General features: G+C 58.9%; 21 protein-coding genes. 9 read left to right on the plus strand and 12 right to left on the minus strand.

Annotation, left to right across the window (positions count from 1 at the left end; all coding sequences use genetic code 11):
• From CKW24_RS28405 to CKW24_RS13160, 7 genes are all read right to left on the minus strand, one after another.
• The coding region (locus CKW24_RS28405) for a hypothetical protein (protein ID WP_256585430.1) at window positions 1–124 on the minus strand (124 nt) is incomplete at its 3' end.
• 118 nt (window positions 125–242) lie between these two features.
• Window positions 243–1,763, minus strand: a complete 1,521-nt coding sequence (locus CKW24_RS13135; RefSeq protein ID WP_095168548.1) for an aldehyde dehydrogenase family protein — start codon at window positions 1,761–1,763, stop codon at window positions 243–245.
• 75 nt (window positions 1,764–1,838) lie between these two features.
• Entirely contained in the window at window positions 1,839–2,666 is an 828-nt protein-coding gene (phnX, locus tag CKW24_RS13140; protein WP_095168550.1) for a phosphonoacetaldehyde hydrolase, read from the minus strand.
• A 39-nt stretch (window positions 2,667–2,705) separates the two neighbouring features.
• Window positions 2,706–4,049: an MFS transporter gene (locus tag CKW24_RS13145; protein WP_095168551.1), complete on the minus strand. Its 1,344-nt coding sequence runs from the start codon at window positions 4,047–4,049 to the stop codon at window positions 2,706–2,708.
• A 269-nt stretch (window positions 4,050–4,318) separates the two neighbouring features.
• Window positions 4,319–5,485, minus strand: a complete 1,167-nt coding sequence (locus CKW24_RS13150) for a 2-aminoethylphosphonate--pyruvate transaminase (RefSeq protein ID WP_095168553.1) — start codon at window positions 5,483–5,485, stop codon at window positions 4,319–4,321.
• Between the two features lie 193 nt (window positions 5,486–5,678).
• Window positions 5,679–7,070, minus strand: a complete 1,392-nt coding sequence (locus tag CKW24_RS13155) for an FAD-dependent oxidoreductase (protein WP_095168555.1) — start codon at window positions 7,068–7,070, stop codon at window positions 5,679–5,681.
• Between the two features lie 49 nt (window positions 7,071–7,119).
• Window positions 7,120–7,470, minus strand: coding sequence for a RidA family protein (locus CKW24_RS13160; RefSeq protein ID WP_095168556.1), 351 nt, complete (start codon window positions 7,468–7,470; stop codon window positions 7,120–7,122).
• Window positions 7,471–7,615: 145 nt separating this feature from the next.
• Between CKW24_RS13160 and CKW24_RS13165 the strand changes: the two genes are divergently transcribed.
• Window positions 7,616–8,491 carry a LysR substrate-binding domain-containing protein gene (locus tag CKW24_RS13165; protein ID WP_095168558.1) on the plus strand — a complete coding sequence of 292 codons (876 nt, stop codon included), beginning with the start codon at window positions 7,616–7,618 and terminating at the stop codon, window positions 8,489–8,491.
• A gap of 9 nt (window positions 8,492–8,500) precedes the next feature.
• On the opposite strand, the gene CKW24_RS13170 is transcribed toward CKW24_RS13165, so the two are convergent.
• From CKW24_RS13170 to CKW24_RS13185, 4 genes are all read right to left on the minus strand, one after another.
• Window positions 8,501–9,556, minus strand: coding sequence for an iron ABC transporter permease (locus CKW24_RS13170; protein WP_218274101.1), 1,056 nt, complete (start codon window positions 9,554–9,556; stop codon window positions 8,501–8,503).
• The gene (locus CKW24_RS13175; protein WP_159987294.1) at window positions 9,553–10,581 is read right to left on the minus strand and encodes an ABC transporter substrate-binding protein; all 1,029 of its coding nucleotides are present in this window, start codon (window positions 10,579–10,581) and stop codon (window positions 9,553–9,555) included. The genes CKW24_RS13170 and CKW24_RS13175 overlap by 4 nt, the downstream gene beginning before the upstream one ends.
• A gap of 200 nt (window positions 10,582–10,781) precedes the next feature.
• Complete coding sequence (locus CKW24_RS13180) at window positions 10,782–11,750, minus strand: ABC transporter ATP-binding protein (RefSeq protein ID WP_095168564.1); 969 nt, start codon at window positions 11,748–11,750, stop codon at window positions 10,782–10,784.
• Window positions 11,751–11,752: 2 nt separating this feature from the next.
• Window positions 11,753–13,861, minus strand: a complete 2,109-nt coding sequence (locus CKW24_RS13185) for a TonB-dependent siderophore receptor (RefSeq protein WP_143501194.1) — start codon at window positions 13,859–13,861, stop codon at window positions 11,753–11,755.
• A 589-nt stretch (window positions 13,862–14,450) separates the two neighbouring features.
• Here CKW24_RS13185 and CKW24_RS13190 point away from each other — a divergent pair.
• The 4 genes from CKW24_RS13190 to CKW24_RS13205 all read left to right on the plus strand — a co-directional run bounded on the left by CKW24_RS13190 (window position 14,451) and on the right by CKW24_RS13205 (window position 19,542).
• Window positions 14,451–14,999, plus strand: a complete 549-nt coding sequence (locus tag CKW24_RS13190) for a fimbrial protein (protein WP_095168568.1) — start codon at window positions 14,451–14,453, stop codon at window positions 14,997–14,999.
• Between the two features lie 61 nt (window positions 15,000–15,060).
• The gene (locus CKW24_RS13195) at window positions 15,061–15,801 is read left to right on the plus strand and encodes a fimbria/pilus periplasmic chaperone (protein WP_095168570.1); all 741 of its coding nucleotides are present in this window, start codon (window positions 15,061–15,063) and stop codon (window positions 15,799–15,801) included.
• 37 nt (window positions 15,802–15,838) lie between these two features.
• The gene (locus CKW24_RS13200) at window positions 15,839–18,433 is read left to right on the plus strand and encodes a fimbria/pilus outer membrane usher protein (protein WP_095168572.1); all 2,595 of its coding nucleotides are present in this window, start codon (window positions 15,839–15,841) and stop codon (window positions 18,431–18,433) included.
• Window positions 18,433–19,542, plus strand: a complete 1,110-nt coding sequence (locus CKW24_RS13205) for a fimbrial protein (RefSeq protein WP_095168574.1) — start codon at window positions 18,433–18,435, stop codon at window positions 19,540–19,542. The genes CKW24_RS13200 and CKW24_RS13205 overlap by 1 nt, the downstream gene beginning before the upstream one ends.
• Before the next feature lie 81 nt (window positions 19,543–19,623).
• On the opposite strand, the gene CKW24_RS13210 is transcribed toward CKW24_RS13205, so the two are convergent.
• Window positions 19,624–20,547 carry a LysR substrate-binding domain-containing protein gene (locus CKW24_RS13210; RefSeq protein ID WP_256585464.1) on the minus strand — a complete coding sequence of 308 codons (924 nt, stop codon included), beginning with the start codon at window positions 20,545–20,547 and terminating at the stop codon, window positions 19,624–19,626.
• Between CKW24_RS13210 and CKW24_RS28655 the strand changes: the two genes are divergently transcribed.
• The 4 genes from CKW24_RS28655 to CKW24_RS13230 all read left to right on the plus strand — a co-directional run bounded on the left by CKW24_RS28655 (window position 20,444) and on the right by CKW24_RS13230 (window position 23,290).
• Entirely contained in the window at window positions 20,444–20,863 is a 420-nt protein-coding gene (locus CKW24_RS28655; protein WP_095168759.1) for a pirin-like C-terminal cupin domain-containing protein, read from the plus strand. The genes CKW24_RS13210 and CKW24_RS28655 overlap by 104 nt on opposite strands.
• Window positions 20,838–21,518: a hydrolase gene (locus CKW24_RS13220; protein WP_095168578.1), complete on the plus strand. Its 681-nt coding sequence runs from the start codon at window positions 20,838–20,840 to the stop codon at window positions 21,516–21,518. The genes CKW24_RS28655 and CKW24_RS13220 overlap by 26 nt, the downstream gene beginning before the upstream one ends.
• Before the next feature lie 76 nt (window positions 21,519–21,594).
• A complete protein-coding gene (gene ycaC, locus CKW24_RS13225; RefSeq protein WP_095168580.1) occupies window positions 21,595–22,221 on the plus strand; it encodes an isochorismate family cysteine hydrolase YcaC in 627 nt (208 codons plus the stop codon).
• 121 nt (window positions 22,222–22,342) lie between these two features.
• The gene (locus tag CKW24_RS13230) at window positions 22,343–23,290 is read left to right on the plus strand and encodes a pirin family protein (RefSeq protein ID WP_095168582.1); all 948 of its coding nucleotides are present in this window, start codon (window positions 22,343–22,345) and stop codon (window positions 23,288–23,290) included.
• Window positions 23,291–23,296: the final 6 nt, after the last annotated feature.

The following is a 23,296-nucleotide window of genomic DNA, read 5'->3' on the forward strand; positions in this document are numbered from 1 at the left end:
GTTCGCGCCAGAAGCCGTCCGGGTTGACGACCGACTGCTGGTACATGGCCTTGTAGGTCGCCTCGTCAGTCAGGGTATTGGCCAGAGCCTCGGGACGAACGGGATACAGAGAAGCCGCACTCATCTTGCTTTACCTCGGTGGAATAGTTGTCTCAACGGCAAGGCTCGCGCCTACAGGTACGACGTAATCCTGTAGGGGCAGGGCCTTGCTCGCGATCGCCGTTACTCGGTCTCGTAGCGGATCAGAAGAAGCCCAGCGGGTTGATGTCGTAGCTCACCAGCAGGTTTTTGGTCTGTTGGTAGTGATCGAGCATCATCTTGTGGGTTTCACGGCCGACACCGGACTTCTTGTAGCCACCGAACGCGGCGTGTGCCGGGTACAGGTGGTAGCAGTTGGTCCACACGCGACCGGCCTTGATCGCCCGGCCCATGCGGTAGGCGCGGTTGATGTCGCGGGTCCAGAGACCGGCGCCGAGGCCGAACTCGGTGTCGTTGGCAATGGCCAGGGCTTCGGCTTCGTCCTTGAAGGTGGTGATGCTCACCACTGGGCCGAAGATTTCTTCCTGGAACACGCGCATTTTGTTGGTGCCCTTGAGCAGGGTCGGCTGGATGTAGTAGCCGGTCGCCAGGTTGCCCTCGAGTTTTTCCACCTTGCCACCGGTCAGCAGCTCGGCGCCTTCGCCCTTGGCGATTTCCAGGTAGGAGAGAATCTTGTCGAATTGCTGCTCGGAAGCCTGGGCGCCGACCATGGTGTCGGTGTCGAGCGGGTCGCCGCGCTTGATTTGCAGGACCTTCTTCATCACGACTTTCATGAAATCGTCGTAGATCGACTCTTGCACCAGGGCGCGCGATGGGCAGGTGCAGACTTCGCCCTGGTTGAAGAACGCCAGCACCAGGCCTTCTGCGGCTTTTTCGATGAACGATTCTTCGGCTTGCATGATGTCGGCGAAGAAGATGTTCGGCGACTTGCCGCCCAGTTCCACGGTCGACGGAATGATGTTTTCGGCGGCGCATTTCATGATGTGCGAGCCGACCGGGGTCGAGCCGGTGAATGCGATCTTGGCGATGCGCTTGCTGGTGGCCAGGGCTTCGCCGGCTTCTTTGCCGAACCCTTGCACCACGTTCAACACGCCCGGTGGCAGCAGGTCGCCGATCAGTTCCAGCAGCACGCTGATGCCCAGCGGCGTTTGTTCGGCCGGCTTGAGCACCACGCAGTTACCGGCAGCCAGGGCCGGCGCGAGTTTCCAGGCGGCCATCAGGATCGGGAAGTTCCACGGGATGATCTGGCCGACCACGCCCAGCGGTTCGTGGAAGTGATAGGCGGCGGTGTGTTCGTTGATTTCCGCAGAGCTGCCTTCCTGCGCGCGGATGCAGCCGGCGTAGTAGCGGAAGTGATCAGCCGCCAGCGGGATGTCGGCGTTCAGGGTTTCGCGCACGGCCTTGCCGTTGTCCCAGGATTCGGTGATTGCCAGGACTTCGAGGTTTTGCTCGATGCGATCGGCGATTTTCAACAGCACCAGAGAGCGGTCCTGGACCGAGGTCTTGCCCCAGGCATCGGCCGCGGCGTGGGCAGCGTCCAGGGCTTTTTCGATGTCTTCGGCCGTGGAGCGGGGGAATTCGGCAATCGGTTGGCCGTTGACCGGCGAGGTGTTGGTGAAGTACTGGCCTTTGACAGGCGCGACGAACTCGCCGCCGATGTAGTTACCGTAGCGGGACTTGAAGGAAACGATGGCATCGGGAGTGCCGGGGTGGGCGTATTTCATGGTGGCGTTCTCTTGTTGTTATGGGGTGTGGCCGTCTAGTGGACGGCCACTGTCAATTGCACAAGCCCAACAGGCTCAGGAGCCCTGCGGGGTTTCTCCACGTGCCAGGCGGGCATTGATGTTTTCGATGACCTCTGGCAAATCAACGATGGTGTCGATCAGATAGTGCGGGCGAGAGCCTTCGAACATCTTGATGATGCGCGCGCGTTCCTCGGCCAGCTCCTCGAGGGATAAATCCTTGAACTCTTCATAGGACAGGCCCAATGCGTTGCCGGAGCAGGTCAATGCCACCGTCCACATTCCAGCGCTACGGCCTTCGAGAATCCCCGGCCAGGTGTCGTCGACCTTGACGCAGGCCGCTACATCACTGATGCCCAGCGCAATCACGTTAGCCAACGCTTGTGCGGGGTGTGGACGACCGTTGGGCACTTCGTCGGTCGCCACCACATGGTCGGTGACGTAGCCGTTCTTGCGAGCCAGCTCCACGACTTTTTCCATGACCACGGCCGGGTAGCCTGAGCAAGAACCGATTTTCAGTCCCTTGTCGCGCAAGCCATTGATGGTATTGAGCGCACCGGGAATCAGCGCCGAATGCAGGGCGATCTTTTCGATCTGCAAAGGCATGAAGCGCTCGTAGAGGGCGGTGACATCATCGTCGGTGGGCAATCGGCCGAAGGCGAGACGGTAGCGTTCGGCGATCTGCGGCTCGTTGCACAGCGTGCGGATGTGATCCCACTTGCCCATGCCCATCGGCCCGCGAGCTTCTGCCAGGGAGACTGCAACGCCGAACTCGGCAAAGGCTTCGACGAAGATCTGAGTCGGTGCGAAAGAACCGAAATCAACGACAGTGCCGGCCCAGTCCAGTACCACGCCCTGCAGTTGGGAAGGTTGTTGGTAATGCATGGTGATTGCTCCAATGAATGGTGAGTGATTAATTCGAATTCAGGGGGTGGTGCCAACGATGACCGTTTGCATTGGAGCCGAGGCCAGCGCCGTGTTTTCCACGGTTTTCGGGCGGCTGTTCCAGAATGGAATCAACATCAGGCTGGCCAGTAGCGCCGCGACGGTGAACACCAGGAAGATGGTGGTGGTGTCGAAGTAACCGGGTAACAGGCCGCCGAGGACCGCGCCTATCGAACCGCAACCGTTGACGAAGCCTGCGGCGGAGGCCGCTCCGTCCTTACTGCCGAAATCAATGGCCGCCGAGCCGCTCATCATCGAGTCCGGCCCGTAAAGCGTCAGCCCCATCATGAACAGCAGGCCAACCACCATGTAAAGACTGCCGCTCTGCATGGCAGGGACGAACAGCGCGAGGCAAATGGTAAGCAGAACCAGGCTAAGGACACAGGCCGGCATCCGCCGAGCGCCAAAGTACTTGTCTGAAGCGATACCAATCAGGATCGGACCTGCCAGGCCTGCCAGTTCAAAAGCCGTCGGCACGATGGCGGATGCCACTTTGCCAATCTCTGGCATCCGCTCGTAGATAATCACCGGCCCCCAGAGCAGGATCGCGTAGCGCGCTGGCTTGAGCATGAAATAGGCCAGGCCGAGCACCAGTACGGTTCGATTTTTCATCACCGTGCGCAAACCAGCCCACATGCTTTCGCGCGGCACTGCGACCTTGCTGACGGGTTCGATCTCGATCTCTACAGGCGGTAACCCGACATCTTCTGGCTGGTTGCGTTGCAGGAAAAAGAACAGTACCGCTACCACCAGCACCACCACGGCGCTGCTGATGAACGCGATGCGCCAGTCATGGTAGGCGTTGTAGGCCCACCAACCGGCAAACGGTGTGGCAACCAGGCCGCCAAAGGCGTAGCAGGTGCTCCAGTAACCCAGTACGCGGCCACGTTCGCCAGTGCTGAAGAAGCTCCCAACGTTCTTGCACAGCCCCGACCAACCCGTGGACTGAGCCAGGCCCTGGATCAGCATGCAGGAGGCGAAGATCGGTAGCGTGGCGTAGGTGCCCATCAGTAGCGCCGCCAGCGCCGAGATCACCAGACCGCTGAGGACCACGACCCTGGGACCGAAGCGGTCAGAGAAGTTGCCCCACAGAAACTGGCCGACTGCATACGCGATCAGGTAGAGGGCATCGAGGTTGGCCATCATGCTCTTTTCGAGCATGAAGTCCGGATCTTCGCCAATCCCCAGTTTGGCCACGGAAAAAGCCTTGCGGGTAAAGTAGAAGGCCGCGTAGGCCACCCAGGTGATAAGGAAAATTTGCACGCGCCAGCGCTGGAGCGATTTCCAGCCGGTTGCGAGAGGGTTTGTAGCGTTCTTGTTCATGGTGTTCTGATCCCGTATGTGGTGCCAGACAGCGCAAAGTAATGGGTTTTGTTTTTATTTTCGGTACAGAAAATCTCTCCACGCACACGGCATCGATCAGATGGCAGTGAGGTGGCATCAGGCTTTCGGTATTAAATTGACGCGGTCGCTGACTCCTGCTCGGCTGTGCCTAGCGGTAAGTCACCGAATCCATGGTTAAAAAAGACCCCTGCCCACAGGTGCTGCCCATTGCACCCGTGCGTGAATCGACAAGGACCTTTGAAGGGCCGTCAGGCCGCCGGCTGTTGCATGTCGACGTTCATCGCCACGAGACTGTCGGCGATGGCGCGCAGCAACTGATGGACGATGTATTCGTCGATCTGGCCGATACAGCCGATACGGAAACTCTCGGCTACGGTCAGCTTGCCGGGATAGATGATGAACTGACGGGCTTTGAGCTCATCGTAGAACCGCTTGAACTCAAAGTTGGGATGTTGCGGGCTGAAGAACGTGGTGATGATTGGCGACAGCCAACGGTCTTCAAGCAATGTCCTGAAGCCCAGTTCGCGCATGCCTTTGACCAGCACATCGCGATTGCGCGTGTAGCGCGCCAGACGGCCATGCACACCGCCTTCGGCAGTGTGTTGCTCCAAGGCTTTATGGAACGCTACGACGCTGTGGGTCGGCGGCGTGAAGCGCCATTGGCCCGTGCGCTCCATGTAGACCCACTGCTCATACAGGTCGAGGCTCAGGGAGTTGGCGCGGCCTTTGGCGGCCTCCAGCACGGAGCGGCGGATGATGACGAAACCGAAACCGGGAATACCCTCGATGCATTTGTTGGCAGAGGACACCACCACGTCGAAAGGAATGTCATTGATGGTCAATGGCACGGCTCCGAAGGAGCTCATCGCATCGATGATCAGGCTCTTGCCATGCGCCTTCACCACATCGGCGATTTCGCGCAGCGGATTGAGAATGCCGGAGCTGGTTTCGCAATGGACCAGGAAGACGTTGGTGATGTCGGGATTGTCCCTGAGCAGGGCGTCCACCTCCTCAGGCTGCGGTGGCAGATAATCGCCTTTGTCCAAGCTAATGAACGCGCGGCCGAGGTACTCCAAGGTCTTGGTGGCGCGCTGGCCGTAGGCGCCATTCATCAGCACCAGTGCTTTACCGTCACGCGGGATGGCCGTGGCCAAAGCTGCCTCCACCGAGTAGCTACCGCTGCCTTGCAACGGCACACAGGCGAAGCTGTCGTCCTGGACACCGGCCATGCTGAGCAAGTTCTGGCGAACTTCGGCAGTGACTTGGTTGAAGGTAACATCCCATGAACCCCAGTCGCGCAGCATGGCTTCCTTGGTCGCTTTGGACGTGGTCAAGGGGCCTGGGGTCAGCAGGTAGGGTTCACCCAAGGCTGGGGTAGCCAGCGCCTGTGTGGTCGGAAATTCAGCTTTGGTCATGATCTTCTCCGGCGGTTTTGTTTTTGTGGGGGAGTGATGCATGGCGTGATCAAAACATCTGCGGAAAAATAACTGAAATCGATTTATCACATGTCACAAACAAGCTGAGCTTATAAGTCGAAATCATTCGTCTACCCTCCAGATCAGACCCTGGGTTGCTGTTCAAGTGAGCGGTCGCTGTGTGAGCGCGGCGTTAGCCCTTGTCTGACTTGCCGGCGGCGGCGGCGAATTTCGCCAGGCGCACATCCAGTCGACGAGGGTGCAGGTTGTGGTCCTCGGCGTGCTCCTTGCGCCGAATGGCATTGCGCACCATTAGCGAACCCAGGTAGCGAATCGGCTCCGGTGGGAAATGGCCGAGCGGACCTTGCACCAGCGGCGAGCGTGTCCAGGGGTTGTCCTGCCCCAACACCAGCGATGAGAGGATCTGTCCACCCATGTGACAAGGGCCGACGCCGCTGCCGGAATAGCCGAAGCCATAAAAGATGTTGCCGCCTGCGCCCATCCGGCCGAAGAACGGTAGCCCGGTGACGGAGCGATCGGACGGGCCATTCCAGGTGGCGGCGATGCCGACATCGGCAAAGTCGGGGAAGAACTCGGCAAGGGTGTTGCGCAACAATCCTTTGTAGGGCGATGGCTGGTCGAATACCGGCAACATGCGCCCGCCGTAGGCGAAGGTATTGCCGCCTTTGCCGAGCATGATCCGACCGTCCGGGGTGTTGTGGTAGTAGTGCACGAAGATGCGTGAGTCGAGCACGGTGACCCCGCTGGTCAGGCCGATCCGCTTGAGCAGGTCGGGTCGAGGCTCGGTAATGATCATGTCGCTGGAGACGATGGCAACCGAACGCGAGAACTGAGCAAAGGCACGCGCCATCCAGGCGTTCATCGCCAACACGACCCGGTCGCAGGTGACGTTGCCGTTCGGGGTGTTGACGGTGGCAGGCAGTCCCTCTTGCAAATGGGTCATCGGTGAGCCTTCGTAGATACGCACACCCAATTGCAGTGCGACTCGACGCAGACCGCGCACCAGCTTGCCCGGCTGCACACTGGCTGCCGCAGGCGAGAACCAGCCTTCAATGTGTCGGGTCGATCCCGCCATGCGCTGCACGTCAGCTAGTGCGTACTTGGAGAAAGAGTTAATGCCATTGCGCTCCAGCGCGGCGATCACGCTGTCGGTCGAGCCGACCTGGGCACGGTTGGTTGCCGTGTAAAGCGTGCCATCGAGACGGTAATCGGCATCAACCGCGTACTTCTCGCAAAAGCTGCCGATGGCGTAGATGCTTTGCTCCGATTCCTTGACCAGGCGTATTGCCTCGTTGACGCCAAACAACCGCTCCAGGGTGAAGTACTTGGCCGACCAGGACAGCGCGCAGCCGCCGTTGCGCCCACTGGCGCCGGCACCACAGATGTCGGCTTCGACGATGACCACGTCCAGCTCGGGGTTCTGTTCCTTGAGCATGATCGCAGTCCACAAACCGGTGTAACCGCCACCGACGATGCAGACATCGGCGCGGGTGTTCTGCCGCAGCGGCGGGCAGGGCGAGTCGGGTTGAGTTTTCAGGGCCTGATCGAGCCAGTAGGGGCGCATGACGTCATCTCCGTTGCAGCGGTTTTGGGGGCAGGGCTTGAGCAGGCAATCAGGCGCACGCAGCGACCACGATCATTTCCACGCGCCAACCGGGGTCGATCAGATCTGCCAGGGTGCAGGCTCGCGTTGGGGCATGGCCTTCGGGAAAGAACTGGTCCCAGACCTTGTTGAGCCCTGCGTAGTCGTCGCGATGGGCGAGCAGGATACGTACCGAAAGCACCTGCTTGCGGCTGCTGCCGGCACTGAGCAACAGCTGCTCGATACCGGCGAGCACCTCGTGGGTCTGGGCCTCGATGTCGCCGCTGAGGTCGCTGGCAACCTGGCCACCGATATAGAGGTGGTTGTCATAGCGGACCATGTCCGAGCGGCGTTTTGTCGCGGCGAAACGTTCGATTTGCATAAAGTGCTTCCGGGCTGAGACGAGGGCGGCAGTGTTCGAACACTGGTCCGGGGCTTGCGAAAACCATGCTTGCAGTTCATCGTCTATAAATAAAATCGATTTAGCGTATGCATGAATAAGTTGAACCTATGCCAAGGCTGCCGCGATGACCATTTCCCATACCCAACTCAAGGCGTTCCACGCGGTTGCCGTCAACGGCAGTTTCACCCGCGCGGCCGAGCAGCTCTGCCTGTCTCAACCGGCGGTGTCCGATCAGGTGCGCAAGCTCGAGGACTATTACGGGGTGATGGTGTTCTACCGCGACAAGCGTCAGGTGCGCCTGACTGAAGTGGGCGAGCGGTTGTTCGGCCTGACCAGGCGCTTGTTTGATATCAGTGTCGATGCCCACGACATGCTGATGGACTACCGCACCCTGTCCACGGGATCCCTGAACCTCGCCGTGGATGCGCCGGTGCATGTGCTGCCCTATGTCGCACGCTTTTGCAGGCGTTACCCCGGTATCGATGTGAAGATTGAAACCGCCAACACCGATGAGGTGCTGCAACGCTTATTCGCTCATCAGGCCGACATCGCCCTGCTGGGTCGCACTATCGAGGACGACCGACTGCTGTCGCTGCCCTTGCGCAGCGATCCGATGCTGGCGTTCGTCGCGCTTGATCATCCCTGGGCGCAACGCGAATCCATCAGCCTTGGCGACCTGCACGACACGCCGCTAGTGCTGCGCGAAAAAGGCTCGATGACGCGTCTGTGCCTGGAGGAAGAAATGGCCACCGCGGGCTTGCGCATCCGCAAGGCGATCGAAGTGGATGGGCGCGAAGCCGCACGTGAAGCGGTGGCGATTGGCATGGGTGTCGGTGTTGTCTCGGCGACCGAGCTGGGCTCTGATTCACGGCTTCGCGGGTTGCCCATCGTCGATTGTCAGCGGCGCTTCACCGAGACGTTGGTGTGCCTGCGCGCGCAGAGTTCGCGGCGGATCCTGACGACGTTTTTTAACGTGGTTCGAGAGGGGCTGGCTGAATGAGGTGGGGGATCATGGCCTGGCGTGTGGACGCAGTAATACGTAGAGCGCGATGGGTGCACCCACCAGGCCGATCACGGCATTGAGGTGCAGCACGTGTCGGCTCCACGGCAGATGAGTGACCAGATCGGCAGCCAGCCCAAGCGAGGAACCCAGGAGCACGGCCGCAGGCATCAGCAGTCGGTGATCTGCGCTGGGTATGACCCCTCGGGCGACTTGCGCTGCGACCAGGCCAAGAAAAGCCACCGGTCCGCAATAGGCGGTGACCAGCCCGCAGAGCCATGCCGCGATGAACAGGGCGATCCGGCGAATGCGTTTTACCGGCATGCCCATTGACGCTGCATAACGGTCGCCAAGGAGCAGCGCGTTAAGTGGCTTGGACAGTGCCCATAGGGCGGCAAAGCCAAGCAGGACTCCGGGTATCAGCAAGCGCAGCTGCGCGGCAGTCGCCCCAGCGAAACTTGCGTCATCCCACGCCTTGAAAGCCCGCGCCTGGTTCTCATCGACAAAGTGCATCAACACACTGATTAAACCCACGGCCATGTAACCGAGCATCAGCCCGCTGATCAGCAGGGTGATGGTGTTGACCCGCCCGGAAATAAACGCCAGCAGGCTCAACAGCAAGGTCGATCCTGCAACGGAGGCAAGCGCCAGTCCGACGTCGCCTGCCAAGCCGAACTGGCTCAACCAGGCGTTACCTGCCACCCCGGAGAATGTCACCAGTACGGCGGCGCCCAACCGCGCGCTGTGGACGATGCCGAGGACATACGGGTCTGCCAGGGGGTTGCGAAACAGCGTCTGCAGCAACAATCCTGCTGCCCCCAGCGCTCCTCCGCTGACCAGCGCATTCAAGGCGCGAGGCAGACGAAACTGAAAAAGGATGTTGTGCCAGACAGTCTCGATCGAACCGCCCGCCAGTGCGCCAAGAATCGCGGTGACCGGGATGTCTACAGCGCCGATGGTCAATTCAGCGATCAGCAAGGTCAGGGTCAAGAGCGCCAACAACACGTAGCGGCACCCAACGGGCAGGTAAGTGAATGAAGGGGCGTGTTTGATGATCATGGTCATGGCAACTTGCGAACAAATACGTTGGAGGGGAGGGCGCAGGGCGACAGTTGTGGGTGCAGCACTTGAACCAGTTCGGCCAACAGCACGTGCGGCCGGGTCATGCTCTGGTCCTGATAGGGCGATGCCCAGGCACCTGTGTAGCCTTGGTCGAAGGCATATACCCGGCCCTCACGCGCGGCACGAAACCAGCGACTGTGCGGGCTGGTTGCGAGCATCTGCGGTAGCGAGGCGTACCCAGGCTTGGCACCCAGCCAGAAGGGGGCCGCGGCGCCTTTCTCGTAGAGGTGTTCGAAACTTACCTGCACCAGGCTGCCACGCTCCCGGGACTCCTCAAGCACGTATTGCCCACCCGCATCGGCAATCAACCGGGCCCGCTGATTGAGGCCACCAAACACCTCGAAACTGCCCCGACCAGAGGGGAAGCCCGCCATGACCAGAGGACGCTGCTGCACATCGCTGGTCAATGCGGCCCAACGCAGATAGTCGTGTTCAATCGCAGCGAACTGGCGATTGGCTTGAGCTTCGCGGTTCACCAGTAACGCCAGGAACTTCAACCATTCAGCCCGGCCAAGAGGGTGGCTTTCAAGATGATCGGCCTGAGGCAGGGCCAGCACGCCGACTTGCTGCAACTGCGGATGAATATTGAATTGCGGGTAGGCGGAGAAGAAACTCAGATAGACATCCGGCTGGGCCGCCATGATCGGTTCGATATTTGAGTGGGCATTGCCCCACAGCTCGTGGATGTGGCCGCTTGCAACTCGTTTGCGCACTGATTCCACGGTAGGCGCGCGGACATTCTCGATGCCCACCAGCCGGTCAACGATACCTAGCTCATCCGCCGCCCCCAACATTGCCGAGTTGCCGGTTGCCAGGCGCTGAATCGGTACCTGGACCACCAGTGTTGCAGGCGAATGCGCAGGTGTCGGCGTACCACACTGGACTAAAACAATCTCCAGGGGCTCTCCCGCATTGACGCTGGAGCGAAATCGCAAACGTTTGAAATTCAGTCCGTATTCAACGGACAACTGATCTGACCAGCTAAAAATGGCGCGCTGCGGAAAGTAGTCGACACCGGCATGATAGTCAGCAACGCATGCCTCCAGTTGGTTGTGTTCGGGCTGCATACCGACGTTATGCGCAGGCTGAACGCGAGCCAGCGAAGCTTGGCGCGCATCGCATCCTGGCACACAAATCAACAGTAAAAGCACCGCCCACAGATGCCAACTCATGGCAATGCCTCCAGCGCCACAACCAGTTGCCCGAGACTGCTGAAGCGCTGAGTTCGCTCACCGTCACGCAGACGAAAATCCATCGGCTCTGCGCTGATATGCAGGGCGGCGTGCTCGGCCTCCTGATAGCCGATCCGGTGCAAGGCGCGTTGCGTCCACACGCGTGTGATCCCAGATGCATGCAAGCGCACGGGACGCCCCGGCCTGGCTGCAAGGCCCCACTCGCCACGCTCCAGGTCAAAGTGCAAACCACTGCTGGAGAAGGTTTGCCCAAGTCGTCCATCAAGCACCAGATCCTCCGGGGCGCCACACTGCAATTGGCGCGACTGATCGATCAGCCACAGCAGATCGGCGCAGCGCAGGGCAAGTTCAAGGTCATGGCACGACAAAAGAATGGCCAGATCCCGCTCTCGGGCCAGCTGCTGCAGCAGCCGCAAGGTTTCAATGCGCCGCGGCAGGTCCAGGAAGGCGGTGATCTCATCCAGGATCAGCACCTTGGGCTGTTGTGCCAAGGCGCGTGCCAACAGGACTTTCTGCCGCTCGCCGTCGGACATGTTTGCCACCGCCTTGGCTGCCAGACCCGCAGCACCTGCGTGTTCGAGCGCCTGGGTGACGATGTGCCGATCGTGTTCGTTGAGTCTTCCAGCCCAGCCGACATGCGGGTAGCGTCCGAGCGCGGCCAGTTCAAAGCCGCTAAGTGCGCCCGGATCGACCCGATCGGTCAACACCACGGCCATGCGTTTGGCACGTTCTGCCGGGGCGAGGGAATCAAGCGGCTGCCCATCCAATTCGATGCGCCCTGAGACAGCCCGCTGCATGGCGCTCAATGTGCGGATCAGCGTCGACTTGCCGGCGCCATTCGCGCCCAGCAGACACACCAGGCGCCCTTTGGGTAAATGCAGGTCGAGGGGACCGAGTACGGCTTGTCGGCGGTATCCGACTTCTAGTGCGTAGCTGCGCAGCATGCTTAAAACGCCGCGCCAAGGGTAACCATCGCAGTACGCGGAGCCCCCGGATACATCGGCACGAAACTGCCGCCCGAATCGTAGTAGCGCTTGTCAAACAGGTTCTGCACATTCAGCTGTACGCGGTAGCGCAGTGCCTGGCCGAAGCGATACGTAACGTTGCTATCCCAGCGGGTATAGGAGGGCAGGGTAAAGGTATTGCTGTTGTTCGCCTGCCGTTCACCCACGTAATTGGCACCCATGCCGATGCTCAACCCCGAAACACCAGGCAAATCGTAGGTGCTCCATAGACTGGCGTTGCGTTGCGGTGCGTTGGCCAGGCGATTGCCTTGCAGGCCACCGTCGCTGTCTTTGCTGATGGTGGTATCAAGCTGGGTATAACTGGCAAGCAGGCGCCAGTGCTCGGTGACCACGAACGGCAGGTCAAGCTCCCAGCCTTTGCTGCGTTGCTCGCCCACTTGAATGCTGTAGGTGAACGTAGGGTCGTTCGGGTCGGCGACCAGGCCATCGCGACGGCGAATATCGAAAACCGCCAAGGTCGGCGTGAAGCGCCCATTGAGCAGGCTGAGCTTGGTACCCACTTCGAACTGCTCGCCTTTCACCGGTTTGGCGAGTTGACCGCCTTCAAGGATCCCGTTGTTCAATTCTGTGCGCATTGAACGCGACCAGCTGGCATACAGTGATAAGGCTTCGACCGGCGTCCAGGTGAGACCCACGCGGGGGGAAAAGGCGTTGAAGGTTGCGGTTGATGGCTCGCTTAGCGCGTAGTAGTCGTCGATGGCCGAGGCGTCGATTTGATCGAAGCGGCCCCCCAGCAACAGGCGCCATTGCTCCCTGCTGCCAAAGCTCAGTTCGTCCTGGGTGTAGAGCGCCCATGAGTCGTTGATGAAGCGCCCTTCGCCTGTCGGGCTCAGGGGGGAGGGAGGAGTACCATACACCGGATTATTGAAATCGATCGTGCTGCTGGTACCGGCCGCGGAATCGTAATCCCACCAGTCCCGGCTGTACTCGGCACCGAACAGCAGTCGGTGATTGATCGGGCCAGTGCGAAAGCTGCGACTGATTTCTGCCAGTGCTGTCGCGTCTATCTGGCGATCATGATTGAGCTGCGGCCGCCGGCTGACGGTGGGATTGTCCTCGCTGCCGCCGATTCCGCCATTGACAAAGCCGTAGGCGTACCACGAGGTTTGCAAACGCGAATCCGAGGCTTGAATGGCCGCATGCAGATCCCAGTCATCCGCCAAAACGTGGTCCAGGGTTACCGAGGCTAGCTTGCTGATGGCGCTGTTGCGGGTGTCAGGCTCTGCGAAGTTGCGCTTGATTGGCGCATCCAGATAACGAGGGTTGTTACCGAATCCGCGGTCCATGTCGGCGACCTTGCGCGCGTACTCGAACTCGAAGGTCAGTGAGGTCTGCGGGGCCAGCTGCCACGTCAACACGGGCGAGAAGAATTTGCTCTCATTGTTGACGAAGTCACGGAAGCTGCCGTTGTCCTGCCAGGCAGCGGTCAAGCGATAGTCAAGTGTTTCGCCCAGGGGGCCGGTGCTGTCGAGTGTGGTGCGGTAGAAGTCGTAGCGGCCGGCGCTCACATCGACCTGAGTGCGCTGCTCGTGTTGGGGTTTCTTGGTCACCAGATTGACCACGCCACCAGGCTCAAAACGTCCGTACAGGGCAGACGCCGGGCCCTTCAATACTTCTATCTGTTCGATGTTAACCAGTTCGTCGACGCTGGCGAAGCTGCTACGGCGAATGCCGTTCTTCAGATTGCTTTCCGTGGCAAAACCACGCAGTCGGAATCGATCATTCAGAGCGCCAAAACCCACTTGGTTGGTAACTCCCGGCACGGTCCGAATCGCCTCACCCAAGGTCGTGACTCCCCGATCTTCAATCAGTTCGCGGGTAACCGTCTGAATGGAGAAAGGCGTTTCCTTGGTTGGGGTAGGGCTCTTGTTTGCCGTCGGCGCTATGGTCGAGCGGTACCCTTGTTCACGGGTACCGAAAACTTCCGTCGCGCCCAGCTCGAGAGTCGAATCATCTGCGCTCCCTGGCGGGGAAAACATGCACGCGATCCCAGCCAGAAAGAGGTGTTTAGAGGAGGATTTTTTTGTCATTGAGAGACCGGAGGTGCGTGGGTAGGCTGAAAGTTTACGCGTCGACACATTGTTATAACATAACAATAGATGGGTTTTTCAGCAATCAAGGAATACCCTGGGTGGCGACAGCGCTGTCGGCCCACTGCGCGGATCGGCTGCCACGGACCGGGCCACCGACATCGATCAGTCGCGAATGCTTGAGCTGTATTTGGCGGGTGCTCTGGTGGTCCGCTCAGACACCGTTCGTGAAAATGTGTATGCCTTGGAAAGTGGACAAACTGTAGTCGGTCTCCATGTTGGGCTGGGTAAGTAGAGCTCAATTAATACGCTGTTAGAGGAAACGCTCGTTCGGTTTAACGCATCTACGGTTGATTTAAGAATCGTCTCATGGAATATCTTATTTTCTTAGAGGTATTAAGTGGCGCTGGCTTGATGTTATTTAATAAATAACGACTGCGCAGAATTTTAAGAATCGTCTCAAAGGAAAGTTCCGGGTGATACGTTTTAATGGCTTATCGGTTCGTTGCAACATGTGTTGTCAGGGCACGCAGTGTGTCCGTTCAGACCGGTAGCAGTCGATAAAACTAAAACTTTTGGAGCGTTAACTATGAAACGTAAAGCCCTCGCCCTCGCAGCACTGGTTTCCGCTACTGGCGCTCAATTTGCCAATGCCAGCGACGGTACCATCAACTTCAATGGCCAGTTGACCGACCAGACCTGTACGGTCTCCGTGAATGGCGTGGTCACGCCGACTGTTGCCACCGTCACCCTGCCAACGGTTTCCACCGGCACATTGACCGTCGCAGGGGAAACCGCCGGCAGCACGGCCTTTAACATTCGCCTGAGTAACTGTGTCGGCGCCGCGAATGCCGTGGCGGCCTTCTTTGAATCGGGCAGCGGTGTTGATCCATTTAGTGGCCACCTGAATAACATTGCGGGCGTCGGCTCGGCCACCAACGTTCAGTTGCAACTGGTTGACGCAGCTTCTAACAACATTATCTCGGCGGGTAACAGCAACCAGCTTTTCAGCAACACCTTTGCTGCCCTGGTCAATGGCGAAGCTGACATGCCTTACGCCGTACGCTACTACGCCACTGGCGCAACTACTGCAGGTACTGTAGTGGGCTCCGTGACCTACTCGATCAACTACCAGTAAGTCTGTCTCCCCTTGCACGCTCGGCCCGCCGGGCCGGCGTGCACTACTGGCGAGGTGAATCATGTTTTGTATCAAAACAGTTCGACGCACCGTGGTGCTGACGCTTGCCGCGTTGGTGTGTTCCCAGGCAATGGCCGGAGTGGTGATCACCGGGACTCGACTGGTTTATCCAGCGAATCAGAAAGAAATCACCGTCAAATTGGACAACAACGGCACGCGTCCGGCCCTGGTGCAATCCTGGGTCGATACAGGTGATGTGAAATCGAGCCCCACCAGTTCGAAAGCACCTTTTGTGCTCTCGCCGCCGGTGGCCCGTATCGACCCCAGCAAAGGCCAGAGCCTGCGCCTGATGTTTACCGGTGCACAGTTGCCGGCAGACAAAGAGTCGGTGTTCTGGCTCAACGTTCTGGAGATCCCGCCCAAGGCAGAAGGGCCGGTGGATCTCAACGTCTTGCAGATGGCTTTCCGTTCGCGGATCAAGATTTTCTACCGTCCCGTCGACTTGCCGGGCACACCCTCCGATGCGCCTTCGCAAGTGAAGTGGAAGGTAGTCAAGGAAGGTCAAGGTTATGCCTTGCAGGCATCCAACCCGAGTGCATTTCATGTGTCTCAGGTTGAGCTGGCCCTGGTGGTGGGTAACCAACGTTACGAAAGTGAAAACGGCATGGTAATGCCGGGCGAGACCAGGCTATTTGCCCTGCCCACGCTCAAGTCGATGCCAGGTAACGGTGCCCAGGTCGAGTTCAACGCCATTAACGATTACGGTGCATTGGTGCCGACCAAGTATCCGCTGACTCCCTGACTATTTCGCGAACGCTTTAACGGCCGAGTAACTTCTCATGTCGACTTACTTACACCGCAGGGTTCACTCTGCGGTACGCCCTCGCTTTGCCCTGAATGTGGCATTGGGGATTTGCCAAGTCGCTGTAATTGCCCCGTTACTGTCTGTGGCCCAGCCAACGTTTGCTGAAGATATTCAATTCAACGACGCTTTTTTGCCTGAAGATTCGCGCACCCTCGACCTGAGTCAGTATCAGCAGGGTAACCCGGTGTTGCCGGGTCAATACCGCGCTGACGTTGCGGTAAATGGCAGGTTGGTCAATCGCCAGGACATCCGTATTGATGCCGCTGCCGATGGCAGTCATCCAACCGTCTGTTTCAGCCGCGGCATGCTGGAACTGATCGGGGTCGACATGCACAAGTTGACGCCTGAAGCGACCCTGACTGTCGAGAGCAACCCGCCATGCCTGGATATCGCGAAGCTGATCGAGGCTTCCAGTGCGACGTTTTTACCTTCCAGTCAGCAACTGGACATCAGCATTCCGCAGATCGCCCTGCGGCGTGACGCCCGTGGCACTGTCAGCCCTGAGTTGTGGGACCGCGGCGTGAGCGCCGGGATCCTCAGCTACTCGTTCAACAGCAACCACAACAGAACCGACAGCGGTAACGACGATACGGCGTACCTGGGGTTGAACGCAGGGTTGAACGTGGGTGACTGGCGTTTGCGGCATAACGGTTCGGCGTCCTGGCAGAAAGAAACCGGGCAGCAATACCAGGTGCTGAACACTTACGCTCAGCGGGACGTGACGTCGCTCAAAAGCCAACTGACCGTGGGCGAGGCCAATACCTCTGGCGAGATCTTCGACACATTGGCCTATAAAGGCGTGCAACTGGGTACCGATGACCGCATGTTGCCCCAGTCACAGCGCGGTTATGCCCCGGTGATCCGTGGCATCGCGCGTACCAGTGCGCGGGTGTCGGTGAGTCAGGCGGGGAATTTGTTGTACGAGACGACCGTAGCGCCGGGCGCCTTTGTGATCGACGACCTGTACTCCACCGGTTACGGCGGCGACTTGAGCGTTACCGTTCACGAAGCCGATGGTAGCGAGCAGAGTTTTGTCGTGCCGTACTCATCCACGGCTGAGTTGCTGCGTCCCGGTACGTCTCGTTTCAGCGTGACGTTGGGTGAAACCCGGGACAACTTCGTCGATCAACAATCCAAGCTGCTGCAAGGCACTTATCAGCGTGGCTTGAGTAACCTGTTCACCGGTTACGCCGGTACCCAGGCCAGTGACGATTACTTCTCTGCCCTGGCTGGGATGGCATTCAGTACGCCCGTCGGTGCGGTGGGCGTGGATATCACGCAAGCCCAGACCAACCTGAAAAGCGCTACCGCCAGCGGTCAGAGTGCGCGGATTACCTACAGTAAAAACATTGTCAGCACTGGCAGTAACTTCTCCGTCGCCGCCATGCGCTTTTCCACGGAAAACTACCTGAGCTTCAGCGACGCCATGCAGATTCTCGACGCCGAGCGCAGCGGGCTGGACACCAGTGAGTACGCCCGTGCCCGTAGTCGTCTGACCTTGACTGCCGACCAGAGCCTGGGCGAATGGGGGCAAGTGGCGTTCAGCGGTTACTTGCAAAACTATTGGAATCAGTCGGGCAGTGACCTGCAGTACCAGCTCAGCTACAACAAGCAGGTGCGTTCGGTGACCTATGGTGTGAGTGCCAACCGCAGTCGCATTGGCCAAGGTGATATGGACAGCAGTTTGCTCTTCACCCTCAGCATGCCGATAGAGTTTGGCTCCCCGGTCAACCGTCCCCAACTGTCCGCACGGGTCATACGTGACACCAATAACCAATACAGCGAGCAGGCGACGTTGAGCGGTACTGCCGGTGAAGACCGCCAATACAGCTATGGCGTAACCGCCGGGCACGATGGCGGCAGTCGTTCCAACAGCACTTCGGTCACGGGTCAGTACACCAGTCCCAAGGCTTTGGTTGGCGGGTCTGTGAGTCGTGGCGAGGATTACGACAGTCTGTCGCTCAACGCCAGTGGCAGCGTAGTCGCCCATTCCAATGGCGTGACCCTGACCCCCTATCGTGGAGAAACGATGGCGGTGGTGACTGCTGAAGGCGCCGAAGGCGCGAAAGTGGTGGGTTTTCCCGGGTTGAAATTGGATGGCTCCGGCAACGCGGTGGTGCCGTACCTGCGTCCTTATGAATTGAACGAAGTTGCCATTGATCCCATCGGCACTTCGATGGACATCGAGTTGACCGAGACCAGCCAACAGGTTGCCCCGCGCGCGGGTGCCGTCGTTGCGCTGAAGTACGGCACCAATAATGGCCAGGCGTTGTTGCTCAACGTCTCGCTCGCCGATGGCCAGCCGTTGCCGTTCGGAGCCAGTGTGGTCGATGACCGAGGCGTGTCGGTGGGCATGGTCGGGCAGGGCGGGCAGCTCTACGCCCGGGTCAAGGAAGGCGCACGCCGGTTGTTGATCAGTTGGGGCAACAAGGCCGAGCAGCAATGCGCCTTATCGTTGCCGGTGGGTAAGAGCGACAAGCAACAACTGTTGCAGGTGGATGTGGTGTGTTCGCAGGCCCAATCAGCCAATAGCGTGGCTGCTGTAAGCAGTGCCGAGAGGATTCAGTGATGACGATGATGCGAATATTCAGGTTGGGTGCGGCGCTGATCGGGCTTGCGCTGGTGACTGGCGTGGCGATGGCTGACTGTAACTTCATCAACGGCTATGGGCCGGCGGTGGCAACGATGCCATTGCAGGCAGGCAACATTACCGTAGGGCGTGATGTGCCATTGGGTGCGGAAATCTATCGTCAGACTTTTAGCAACGCCAAAGCCGCCTATAGCGTCACCTGTGGGACTAATACGGGGGCGGTGAACGCCCAGTATGAGTTGGTCAGCAAACCCCTGCCGCTCTCTGCCTGGATGGGGGCGCCGTGGGGCGGCAATGTCTACCAGACGGGGGTCGCCGGCATTGGCGTGGTGGTCTTGACCTCAGGCGTAGGCACCTACCCGATGCCGTACACGGCTCAAGTGTTGAATTGCCCATTGGGTAACAACTGCACATGGAGCCCGGCGGCTTCCGGGGCCTTCATCCTCTCGTTCATCAAGATTGGGCCTGTCTCGGCAGGCACCATACAGGGCTCCCAATTGCCCACCATGAGCATGAACTGGAACTCTTCCAACGCCTTGTTTGTGCAGCGAGTCAACTTCAGCGGTAGCATCAACATTGTCTCGCGCACCTGCACGACCCCAAACGTGGTAGTGGAAATGGGCTCCCACAAAGTCGGTGAGTTCTCTGTCCCCGGCAGCGTAACGGGGTGGAAAGATTTTTCGATCAATTTGTACAACTGTCCGGCATTCCATGGCTTCTACAAAGCCAGCGGTCCCGGTTGGGGCACTGACGGTGTCGTCACCAACCTTAACAAGCGCCAGGCGAACGTCCTGCAGGTGCGTATCGACCCGACGCTGGGTGCATACAATCCGGCCCAGGGCATCCTCAGTCTCAATCCCAGTGCCCCGGGCGACAGTCCGGCGGCGACGGGAGTCGGTCTGCAAATCGGCACCGGCTCGGGTACGCCGTTCCCGCTGTCGGTCTTGCGTCCCAGCGGCATAACCCCTTCCGGGATTGAAGGAGGGTTCTATAGCATCCCGTTGAAGGCGCGGTACTTCCAGTTCGGGGGCAGTGTGACACCGGGGCCGGCCAATGCGACCGCCACGTTCACGCTGGATTATCAATAAGCAGTGGGGGGAGGCGCCGGTGCAGTGGTTGCACCGCGACTGAACCATCCCGGTATACCAACCCCAACAAGCCCCTTTAGCTTATTGATCATTGTGCTCAAATGAATTGGCGAGATAGTCAATTAGCGAGCGTACGGAAGGCAGTAGGCCTCGGCGCGAGGGGAATACGGCGGTGATCACCCCTTCATCGGGCTTCCATTGTGGAATGAGCGTCAACAAACGACCGTCGGCGATTTCTTCCCGGACCACGGTCAACGGCATGCTGGCAATGCCGACCCCCTGAAGCACTGCACTTTTCAGTACTGCCATATCGTCGCTGACCAAGCGCGGAATATGGCTGATGAGTGCGGTGGCCCCGTTGGGGCCGTTCAAGTGCCAGTTGTAATTCGGCAGCGGTGCTCCCCAGTGGATACTTGGAAGATCCACCAGGTCCGTCGGTAGTTCCAACCGTGGATAGCGCTGCATGAAAACCGGGCTGGCAACCAGTACCTGTGGACTCCTGGCCAGGACTTTCATGACCAAGTCACTACTTTCCAGCGGTGGAAAACATAAGCTCAAGGCGATGTCATATCCCTCGCTGATGACATCAACCCGGCGGTTGAAACTCTTTACATAGAGTTCCACCGAAGGGCATTGCGCCATGAACTTGCCCAGTAGTGGGGCTACCCAGAAATTCAGCAGTGGCGTGGTGCAACTCAGGCGAATCACCCCTCGGGGCTCTGACCGGCTCTGTTCGATGACATCTTCCGCCGACTCAGCTTCCGCCATCATGGCCACGCAATGGCGGTAATAGGCCTGACCGATATCGGTAACCTGGAATTGCCTGGTCGAGCGTTGAATAAGGCGTACGCCCAGCCGCATCTCCAACTGACTGACCCGTCGACTCAAGGTGGATTTTGGCATGTTGAGGGCGCGACCTGCGGGAGCGAAGCCGGCATGTTCCACCACTTTTGCGTACAGAAAGAGTTCATTGAGATCAATCACTAGAGGCCTCGATCGTTCCATTTTTGAGACTGTGAAGTCTAATCCAGCCACTACCGGCATCCAACCTCCACGACTAAGGTTCGTTCCCTCAGGTCTTTTGGCAACCGTCCTGCTCTGCACAGGGCGAATCGATGAGCCCCTGGTTGGCCATGGTCCTTTTGTCATGATTAGCGAAGTAGAAATAGTCCAGGCCATCGCCGACTTCAACAACGGCTATGTTGAACAGACCCCCTTGATCATTTTGCAGTGTCATTGCTTGGCATTGCGAAACCTGTCGGCCGCGAGGCCGTCTTTTCTCAAAGGAGCACGTTATGAGTACCCCGGCGAACTTCAATAACCAAAGACCCGTCATTGATCCTTCCAATGCCGTCATGCTGTTGATCGACCACCAGAGTGGTCTGTTCCAGACCGTGGGCGATATGCCGATGCCCGAGCTACGCCTGCGTGCTGCGGCGTTGGCTAAAATGGCGTCCCTGGCCAAGATCCCGGTCATTACCACGGCCTCTGTGCCGCAAGGCCCGAATGGTCCATTGATCCCTGAGATTCATGAAAATGCTCCTCACGCCCAATATGTGGCGCGCAAGGGTGAGATCAATGCTTGGGACAACCCCGAATTTGTGGCTGCAGTGAAAGCCACGGGCAAGAAGCAACTCATCATCGCCGGCACCATCACTAGCGTGTGCATGGCGTTCCCGGCAATCAGCGCCGTGTATGACGGTTATCAGGTCTTCGCTGTGGTGGATGCGTCCGGCACCTACAGCAAAATGGCCCAGGAAATTACGCTCGCCCGAGTGGTCCAGGCCGGTGTGGTGCCGATGGATACCGGTGCTGTTGCATCTGAGATACAAAAATCCTGGAACCGCGACGATGCACAACAATGGGCTGAGGTGTACACCAAGATTTTCCCGGCCTATCAGTTACTGATCGAAAGCTACATGAGGGCTCAAGACGTAGCAAAAAACAATGAAGTGCTGGATTCCCAGCGCAAGTAATCGGGTACGTCACGGGGGGAGTTCCCCTCATCAGATGAAGCCCTCGGGGCTTGCGTTGTTCACCAGGAGAATGAAAATGTCCACTGCCTATAAACGTCTGGATAAAGATCAAGCGGCTGTGTTGTTGGTCGACCATCAGACCGGTCTGTTGTCGCTGGTCCGCGACATCGACCCGGACAAGTTCAAGAACAATGTGTTGGCGCTGGCCGATCTGGCCAAGTACTTCAAACTGCCGACCATTCTCACCACCAGCTTTGAAACGGGGCCGAACGGCCCGTTGGTGCCGGAGTTGAAAGCGTTGTTCCCCGACGCCCCTTACATTGCTCGTCCAGGCCAGATTAATGCTTGGGACAACGAGGATTTCGTCAAGGCCATCAAAGCCACTGGTAAAAAGCAACTGATCATCGCCGGGGTGGTGACCGAAGTCTGCGTAGCATTTCCGGCACTGTCGGCGATTGAGGCCGGTTTTGAAGTATTTGTGGTGACCGACGCCTCCGGCACCTTCAATGCCCTGACCCGCGATTCAGCCTTGAACCGCATGTCGTCTGCCGGCGCACAACTGATGACCTGGTTCGGCTTGGCCTGTGAGCTGCACCGCGACTGGCGCAACGATATCGAAGGGCTGGGAACGTTGTTCTCCAACCACATTCCGGACTATCGCAACTTGATCACCAGCTACACCAAGCTGACTTCTGACAAGTAAGTGCGGAGCAGGGCGGCATCAGCGCCGCTGGCTTTTTGTAAGTGTCGAAACAGGCCCTGCTCTATCGGGGCCTGTTCCTGTCGGGAGTTGAGTTCAAAGCCTGGCCACAGGAGAGATAAAAATGAGCAATCAAGAACCCGAATGCCAACTGTCGAACTCATCGGATTGCCCGATGCAAGCCGGTGGCCGGACGATCCAGCGCATTAGCGCACGCTCTGCGCAAGTCGGTGGGGGGATCACCGTCAATCGCCTGATGCCCTCGCGCCAGCGGCGGATGATCGGTGCCTGGTGTTTTCTCGATCATGCGGGTCCGGCAGTGTTCCAGAGCCATGCCGGCCTGCGCGTCGGCCCCCATCCCCATATCGGCCTACAGACCTTCACCTGGATGATCAAAGGTGAAGTCCTGCACCGCGATAGCCTGGGTAACGTACAGGTGATCAGCCCCGGGCAAGTGAATCTGATGACTGCCGGGCGAGGTATCACGCACACCGAGGTTTCGTTGCCCGAAGAGCATCATCTGCATGCTGCGCAGCTATGGATTGCCTTGCCCGATGCCCACAAGGACTGCGCCCCGGCGTTCGATCACTACGCACAACTGCCGGTCTGGGATGAAGGCGCGATGCGCTTCACCTTGTTGGCGGGACATTTCGCCGGTCATACAGCGCCCAGCCGTATCTACTCCCCGTTGGTTGGGCTGGATGTGTGGAGCCAGGGCGCGAGCAGCGTTCGATTGGCCGTGGAGCCCGAATTCGAATACGGCATCCTGCCTCTCGAAGGAACGTTCTCGATCAATGGGCAGGCCTTTGCCAGCGATGAGTTGGCCTACCTGGGACGTGGCCTCAACGAGATTGAACTGTCATCGACGGCGGGCGCTCGTGCCTTGTTGTTAGGCGGTGAACCCTTTGAGGAAGAAATACAGCTGTGGTGGAACTTCGTCGGCCACAGCAAACAGGAGATTGCCCAGGCCCTTGAAGCCTGGAACAGTCGCGACCTGGACCGCTTCGGGGACGTTGAAGGTTTCGACGGTGAGCGCCTCGTGGCCCCGCCATTGCCATGGCAGCGTGGGTAATGCCAG

It is taken from the genome of Pseudomonas sp. Irchel 3H3 (assembly GCF_900187635.1).
Classification (GTDB): domain Bacteria; phylum Pseudomonadota; class Gammaproteobacteria; order Pseudomonadales; family Pseudomonadaceae; genus Aquipseudomonas.